Below are 6,695 nucleotides of genomic sequence, written 5' to 3'. Positions count from 1 at the left end.
AGCAAGCAAAATTTGCTTGCGACCACTGAGGAGAGGTCACACCCGACCCCATTCCGAACTCGGAAGTTAAGCTCTCCATCGCCGATGATACTGCTGGGTAGCCAGTGGGAAAGTAGGTCGTCGCAAGCTTTTATTTCAAAGCCCCCTTAAGAAATTAAGGGGGCTTTCTTGCGTTATGGGGGGGGAGGTGGAGCCGAGTAAGCTACGTTTTGTAGGAAGTGGTGATAATAGAAGCCTTAAATTCTCATGACGAGAATTGGTTTTGAGCGAGTTGTTTAATTTTTTTGATGTACATGTTTGCTGTCTGTAAGTGTCTGCTTAGAAGGGAAATATAAAGAATTTCGCTTTAAGGCTGGTTTTTGGGTTGCAAGCAGAGTTTTATGAAGATATTTTCTGACTCGATGAAGCGGGGAGTCCGCAACCATTAAATTAAGGAGAAATCCTTTGAACCGTTTCGTCATTTGTTTTTTAGTTTTTCTGTTCTCTTTTCCTTTTGGTGCATCCGCAGCCGAAAATCCAAACTATGTCCAGTTTCCTGACTTCGATCTGATTGAGCATGATCTTTCCGAGCTTCCAGATGTTTACAGTGAGAATTATCATAAATTCATCCGTTATAAGACAGCAACAGGTCCCATTCTGATTGTTGCCCATGAGCGTATATCCGATGAACAGCTTTTGCGTGCCTACAATATTTTAGATTTTTATCTCACTGATGTATCCGGAATTCGTTATGGAACCAATAAAGAATGCATCGCTGAACACATGGCGGAACAGGGAGCTGTTCTGGTTATGCCTGATGGTGCAGATGGTGATTCTGATATTTCTGACGATGCTCTAGAGGGGCAGCCTTTGTATGAATTGGAATTTCCCACCGAAGGTTCTGTTTCATACATCACTAATGATTATGGATTCCGTGATGCCGGGTTTGAAGAAATCTTCCACTTGGTTCATGACTATGGAATTGGAACCCGCGAAACATCAGGGATTTTGAGAAGGTTCTATCAATCAGAGATTACTGTAGCTATGCAAAACAGTCTTAAACAAAATATCTGGGGCCGTGCTGGTGTTGATGATTGGCTCGAAGAGCTACGTGAAGAGGGTAGCTTGGAACAGGAATATATTGTTTCAGTTATCGATAGTTATTATGGTTTTTGGGGAGCTTGGAATGAAACTGATGGCGGAATGTGGGGAATTTATGCAGCAAAAACACGAGATGATGTTAAACAACTTGATCTTCAAGGTTATGCAGTCTTGCAAAAATTCTTTCCACCTATGATCAGTTATATGGCCCGCATAGACCCTGAATTTAGTGGTGTATTTGATATGCAGTTCGACCCGTCCAAACCGTATACGCACAAATCGCAATACCTGCTCAATGCGCGACTTTTGGGTCATCTGCCATCTGGAATAGTGGCTAACGGTCATGATAATATTCTTATTGGTAATTCAGGTTCCAATATGATTGACGGTCGTGGTGGGCAGGATGTTGTTCAGTATCCCGGTCCTGCTGCCGTATATAAAGTGTACAAGAAAAATGATCGTGTTTTTGTGACTGAGAAATCTCGTCCGGAGAATGCGGATGAGTTAATTAATATTGAAGTGCTTCGGTTTACTGATGTTGATCTGGTTACTTCAGATTTGTAAATGAATATTATAAAGCCCGTATAACTTTGGTTGTACGGGCCTTGTATTTAGTTTTTTTGGGAAGATTACTCTTCGATCATCGCTACCGGCCGCACCCAGCCCGCCGAGCCTCTATGCACTTTTACAGGCATACATATTACAGTAAATCCGGTGGAGGGAAGTTGTTCTAGGTTAGCCATTTTTTCCATATGGCAGTATGGAATTGTACTTCCTGCATAATGACCTTCCCAGATGATGGATGGGTCTTTGGTTTCCATGAATTTTCTTATAGTTGAACTGAATGGTGCATCCCAGCTCCAAGCATCTGTTCCGACAATTTTGATACCTTGGCCGGTTAAATGAAGAGTAGCTTCTCTCCCCATACCGCAACCTTTTTCAAGGTAGTCTTCGTGACCGAAGCGATCTCCGGCTGAGGTGTTTACGACTACAATTTCGCCTTCACGCAATACGTGATTTATTCGTTCAAGCTCCCGGTCAATATCTGCGGGGGTGACAACGTAGCCATCTTCTAAGTGACGAAAATCGAGTTTCACACCTGCTCCGATGCACCATTCCAAAGGAATCTGGTCGATGGTCATTGCAGGAGTGTTGTCGTCTGTTTTGGAGTGATAATGATATGGAGCATCCATATGTGTTCCGGCATGGGTGCTCATTTTTACGAATTCAACAGCCCAGCCTTCTTGTTCTGGAAGTTGATCCGGGGTCAGGCCCGGAAATACTGATGCCATTTGAGACGCACCGGCTTTGTGGTCGGCATAAGTTATTTCAGGAATGAAGCCCGGAGGATCGGAAGGTTTGTCAGAACGAATGGAAACAGACAGATCAATAATCTTTTTAGGCATTAATTCCTCTATCTTTTGAAGTTGAATTGAATTACCAACGTTTGTGCATGTAAGGCACTGAAATGTTGCTTGTTTTGTGCTGAGAAGTTTTGTTGATCTTTAATATTTAACGTTTCTTGTGTCTATTCTTATCTTGCTATTGTCTATTGAATTCTCCTTATCATCATATTAACTATGTATAAAATTTTGATACGAAGGAACATGTATGAATTTCAAAGTAGACGTAGCCATAAATGTTTTCGGAAAAGTTCACCAGACAGCTCTTTCTCTTCTTTCCTTGTTGGAATGCAGTGGAAAGCACATCAGTAAAATATATTTTCAGGAAGAAGCGTGCACTGCCGAATATGAATTTAAAAAGCACGACAAAATTCTAGAATATTGCAGCCATAAAATTAATCATTACGTTCCCAAACATTGGAACGGTATAGACCCCAATGATATGGAGCGAGCTGCTTCTTTCGACGATTATCGACTTTCTATAAGATACCAGTACGGCTGGGAAAAATGTCAGCAACGCTACCTGCTTACCATTCATAATGATATTGAGGTGACCACTGATATTATCGCAAATCTTTATGACGAGCTGGATGGAAACACCGGGATCGGTGAAATAGGCCAGTGTTGGTGGTGTCCTGCCGGACAGAATGGACTTTGCGATTCTGAACGTTACACTGAATTTAAGCCTTCCTATCAGTATCTGATGAAGATTTATAATAAGGACATGGATTACACCCAGCGACGGGCATACAATTTCGGACTTTCAGATCAGTATAAGAAAAATGCATGGCCTCTTCCGGAATGTCGCTTGAATGAGTGGTGTGCTTTAATTGATATGGATAAAGCCCGTAAAGACACCATGCCTATGGGAAGTGCGGTTCCTTTTGGCGCACGCATGCCTTCCGGGGCGTGCATTGGTGAAAATTGGGATCGTCCGGTTTGTCTTGATGTGGCGGTGCAGTGGTTCCGCGATATGCTGCACATGGGGCATACTTTCAAGCATTATGACGTTAACAAGGATATGATTCACGACAAACGGGGCAGTGTGAAGCTTGATTCTGCCGAGGCTTACGTCATGGCTGAGCAGAAGGCTTTGATAAGATTGAAAGAGAGATTCCCCGACTATTGCAAGTTCGCCGGGTTGATCTAGGTCGCAATTATAGTTGCGCTGAAATTGTTTTTTGTCCTATTCAGCAATTTATCCTTGCATTTACTTGCGTTCCGATTACTTCTTTTCCATTATGCAAACAGAATTAAAGATTCCTATTCTTCCCCGCAGGATTGTTTCGCAGCAGTTCAGTGATGCTGATATTGAACGTCTTGCTCAAGGGCTGGCTGATCCTGAAAATCGTATGACTGAGATCATCGGTGCATTGATCAACGTGCACAAGAATGATGTGTGCGATGCCCGCGAAATCCGGGTTAAATTTAAAGATATGCAGATCGAATTAGCTCCGGTGAACGGGCATATTAATCTGCAATGTACGCGTGTTCCAAGGGATTGCCTGTACGATGGCCGGAACGTCATTTGGCAGTCTGTGGAGCATATTTCAGCAGTCATCCGTGATATAATTTTTGCCCCTAAATTCGAATGCGGCACCGATTGTTGCCGTTCTACAAATATTAAAAAATTTGTGGAGCATTCCGGATTGATGTATCGCGGCGAGCGTGGGCTGGTTATGTTTACTTGGGGCGGGCATCAGGTTCCCATGGACGAGTATAATTTTGCCAAGGAACTCGGCTATTGGACAGCTCTTTTCATGCCGGACATGGAGAATATCACCGGGTGTGGTGTGGGCGTCATGAAAGCTCCTTTTAAGGGGGCGCAGGTTGCTTACGGCAAGCAGAATTCCTTTGAGCGTTTCGGGCATCGTGATTTTATCGGTTTTTCCGAGAAGAAGATTCTGGCTGCTGAAGCTCCAAACGAACTGGTTACCCAGCTCCTTACTTTTCAGACCATTGAAGAGCGGATGGAAGCCTTTATCCGTGCTTCTCATCGCGGTAAAGTTCATCCCGGTGGTGCCGGAACTGTTGAGGAGGTTCTGACTATGCTGGCTCTGCTTTCCATGCCGGACAACAGGGGAATTCCCTATGAGTTTGATCTTGTTGAGAGGGGCGGCGGAGTATATTTCAAGGAGCTCGACGAGTACCTTAAGATTTGTTTCGGGGACGCGCTGGACGGTTTGTATAATGTGCATGTGGGGACTGCCCGTTCTTACGCAAATTATGTGGCCTACCAGACCCAGCATTTGAACACCCGTTATCTCTGGAATGATGATCTTGTTTTTGATCCGCGTATTCAGGAACCTTTTGCGGTTAACTTTGAGTCCATGGAAGGACTGGATCTTTCCCGCGATCAGGAGCCGTTTTCTTTGCTTATCAACCTGCGTCGTTTCTTCTCAGGTGTTGTGCATCTGACAGTAAAAGACCCGGATATGCTGGATTCCTGGGGCGATGCCAGACCGCTTATTAAGGGTGATAAGAAAATTCTGGATGCCACAGACCAGCTGGTGCGTAAACTGGCCAAGCAGGGCAGGATTCATCCCAGCAAGAACAATACGCCTGCTTACCGCATTGAATAGTATTTACAGATTTAATTGAAATTAACAAAACCGGCCTGTTTTGAAATCAGGCCGGTTTTTTAGTGAATAAATTCATCTACAATGGCTTTAATCTCATTGTCCTTTTTCATTTTGTTAATCACTTCATTGAATTGACGTATGAAATCTTTTTTGTATGAAGGGTTGTTTTTATTGGAGAAGGCTAGATAGCTATATTCTAGGCTGATTTTTACCCCTTTTTTAAACATTGATAAATCTGCCCCCATCTTTTTTAGTAAATAGATTGTTGAAATGTTGTTGCTGGCATAGCAATCTATTTTTCCTTGCATGAGTTTTTTTGCGTTTTGTATACTGCTGGCCGTTTCCTGAAGAGCAATCCCGTTGATTTGGGGGACAGCATATCCGAGATTTGTGCCTATTTGCAGGTCTTGGTAATCTTGAGGCCAATTGGGGCGTGGTTTGGTAAAGATTTCTTTACGGCAATATAATTCGTAACCTTCCTCTAGGATAGGGGTTGAGTATATGTCTATCCACGGGCGTAGTTTCGGACGATAGTAAGGAGGGAACATGGCGAAAATTTTACCTTTTTCAAGTCCTCGCAGGGCTCTTTTCCAAGGCAGGGGTTTAATTTCAACATTGTATCCGTCCATGCGGGAGAATGCTTTTGTTAAAATACGTACATAGATGCCGTCATATGTTCCGTTGTGCATGAAACAAAACGGTGCATATGTTTTATCTCCATATACAGTTACTCTCTCAACAGCATGCCCTTTGTGGGCAAGTGTTAACATACTTGCGATGATAAGTAGAGTTGCAAAGATTTTGTTTAACAATGTAAGAACCTTGGATGTTAGAAGATTCTTTTAATTTTAGTTTATAAAATTATTTACTATCTCGTTTATCTCACCACTGCATTTCATCTCGTATATAATCTTGTTAAAATTTTTTATAAAGTTGCGTTTGAATGGCGGGTTGTTCTTGCGGGAAAATGCCAGATGTCCGTATTCGGTGCTGATTTTTATTCCTTGCACAAGCTTTGATGAATCAATGCCCATGATCTTGGCAGTGTATAGTATGGATTTGCTGTCGTTTACGTAGCAGTCTATGCGTCCGGCAAGGAGTTTCTTTATATTTTTTTCATTGCTGGAGGCATCCTCAGTTTTTAATTTGTCCGCATCAGGGACTATGAATCCGTCATTAATCCCAATAGTCAGATTCGCATAATCCTCCGGCCAATTTGGGCGTGGTTTATCCAGAAAGCCTTCGGCGCAGAAAATTGAATAATCTTCCTCAAGTATAGGGGCAGAGTATATGTCTATCCAAGGACGTTCCTTTGGCCATTGGTAGGGGGGGAATGCAGCAAATATTTTACCATTTTCAAGGCCCAGCAGTAATCGTTTATAAGGAACTGGTATAATTGTTATTTCATAGCCCTTCATGCGGGAAAATGCTTTTTCCAGAATACGCACATAGATTCCGTCAAAAGTACCATTTTGCATAAAGCAATACGGAGCGTATGCATCATCCCCAAACACATTCACCCGAATAATCGCGTTGGCCTGCGGAGTGCATGTAAGAATCATCGCAAAGAGTAGAAAGGTGCTGAAAAATTTTTTCACTTAGAACCCGCACTTGGATTGTTCATGGATTA

At 42.8% G+C, this 6,695-nt stretch carries 6 protein-coding genes and 1 rRNA gene; 4 read left to right on the top strand and 3 right to left on the bottom strand.

Annotated elements, in window-relative coordinates:
• Window positions 1-14 precede the first annotated feature (14 nt).
• Together rrf and FMS18_RS18975 are read left to right on the top strand one after the other, a co-directional pair.
• Window positions 15-129 (top strand): 5S ribosomal RNA (gene rrf, locus FMS18_RS18980).
• A 315-nt stretch (window positions 130-444) separates the two neighbouring features.
• On the top strand, window positions 445-1,644 hold the full coding sequence (locus FMS18_RS18975; RefSeq protein WP_163296244.1) for a hypothetical protein: 1,200 nt from the start codon (window positions 445-447) through the stop codon (window positions 1,642-1,644).
• A gap of 65 nt (window positions 1,645-1,709) precedes the next feature.
• On the opposite strand, the gene FMS18_RS18970 is transcribed toward FMS18_RS18975, so the two are convergent.
• Window positions 1,710-2,486 (bottom strand): cyclase family protein, encoded by a 777-nt coding sequence (locus tag FMS18_RS18970; protein ID WP_163296243.1) that lies wholly within the window; start codon window positions 2,484-2,486, stop codon window positions 1,710-1,712.
• A gap of 205 nt (window positions 2,487-2,691) precedes the next feature.
• Here FMS18_RS18970 and FMS18_RS18965 point away from each other — a divergent pair, with 205 nt between their 5' ends.
• Window positions 2,692-3,633: a hypothetical protein gene (locus tag FMS18_RS18965; RefSeq protein ID WP_163296242.1), complete on the top strand. Its 942-nt coding sequence runs from the start codon at window positions 2,692-2,694 to the stop codon at window positions 3,631-3,633.
• A 91-nt stretch (window positions 3,634-3,724) separates the two neighbouring features.
• The gene (locus FMS18_RS18960; RefSeq protein WP_163296241.1) at window positions 3,725-5,065 is read left to right on the top strand and encodes a PpnN family nucleotide 5'-monophosphate nucleosidase; all 1,341 of its coding nucleotides are present in this window, start codon (window positions 3,725-3,727) and stop codon (window positions 5,063-5,065) included.
• A 59-nt stretch (window positions 5,066-5,124) separates the two neighbouring features.
• Here the strand turns inward: FMS18_RS18960 and FMS18_RS18955 are convergent, their stop codons facing one another.
• On the bottom strand, window positions 5,125-5,877 hold the full coding sequence (locus tag FMS18_RS18955; RefSeq protein ID WP_163296240.1) for an ABC transporter substrate-binding protein: 753 nt from the start codon (window positions 5,875-5,877) through the stop codon (window positions 5,125-5,127).
• 36 nt (window positions 5,878-5,913) lie between these two features.
• A complete protein-coding gene (locus FMS18_RS18950) occupies window positions 5,914-6,627 on the bottom strand; it encodes an ABC transporter substrate-binding protein (RefSeq protein ID WP_275405843.1) in 714 nt (237 codons plus the stop codon).
• Window positions 6,628-6,695 lie beyond the last annotated feature (68 nt).

It is taken from the genome of Desulfovibrio sp. JC022 (assembly GCF_010470665.1).
Lineage (GTDB): Bacteria > Desulfobacterota > Desulfovibrionia > Desulfovibrionales > Desulfovibrionaceae > Maridesulfovibrio.
The sequence above is the reverse complement of the archived record's forward strand: the minus strand, read 5'-3'. Positions and strand labels throughout refer to the sequence as shown.

Excerpts from the sequence above, each read along its gene's own strand:
- FMS18_RS18970 (WP_163296243.1), bottom strand. The coding sequence starts at position 2,486 with ATGCCTAAAAAGATTATTGATCTGTCTGTTTCCATTCGTTCTGACAAA.
- FMS18_RS18965 (WP_163296242.1), top strand. The coding sequence starts at position 2,692 with ATGAATTTCAAAGTAGACGTAGCCATAAATGTTTTCGGAAAAGTTCAC.
- FMS18_RS18960 (WP_163296241.1), top strand. The coding sequence starts at position 3,725 with ATGCAAACAGAATTAAAGATTCCTATTCTTCCCCGCAGGATTGTTTCG.
- FMS18_RS18950 (WP_275405843.1), bottom strand. The coding sequence starts at position 6,627 with ATGATTCTTACATGCACTCCGCAGGCCAACGCGATTATTCGGGTGAAT.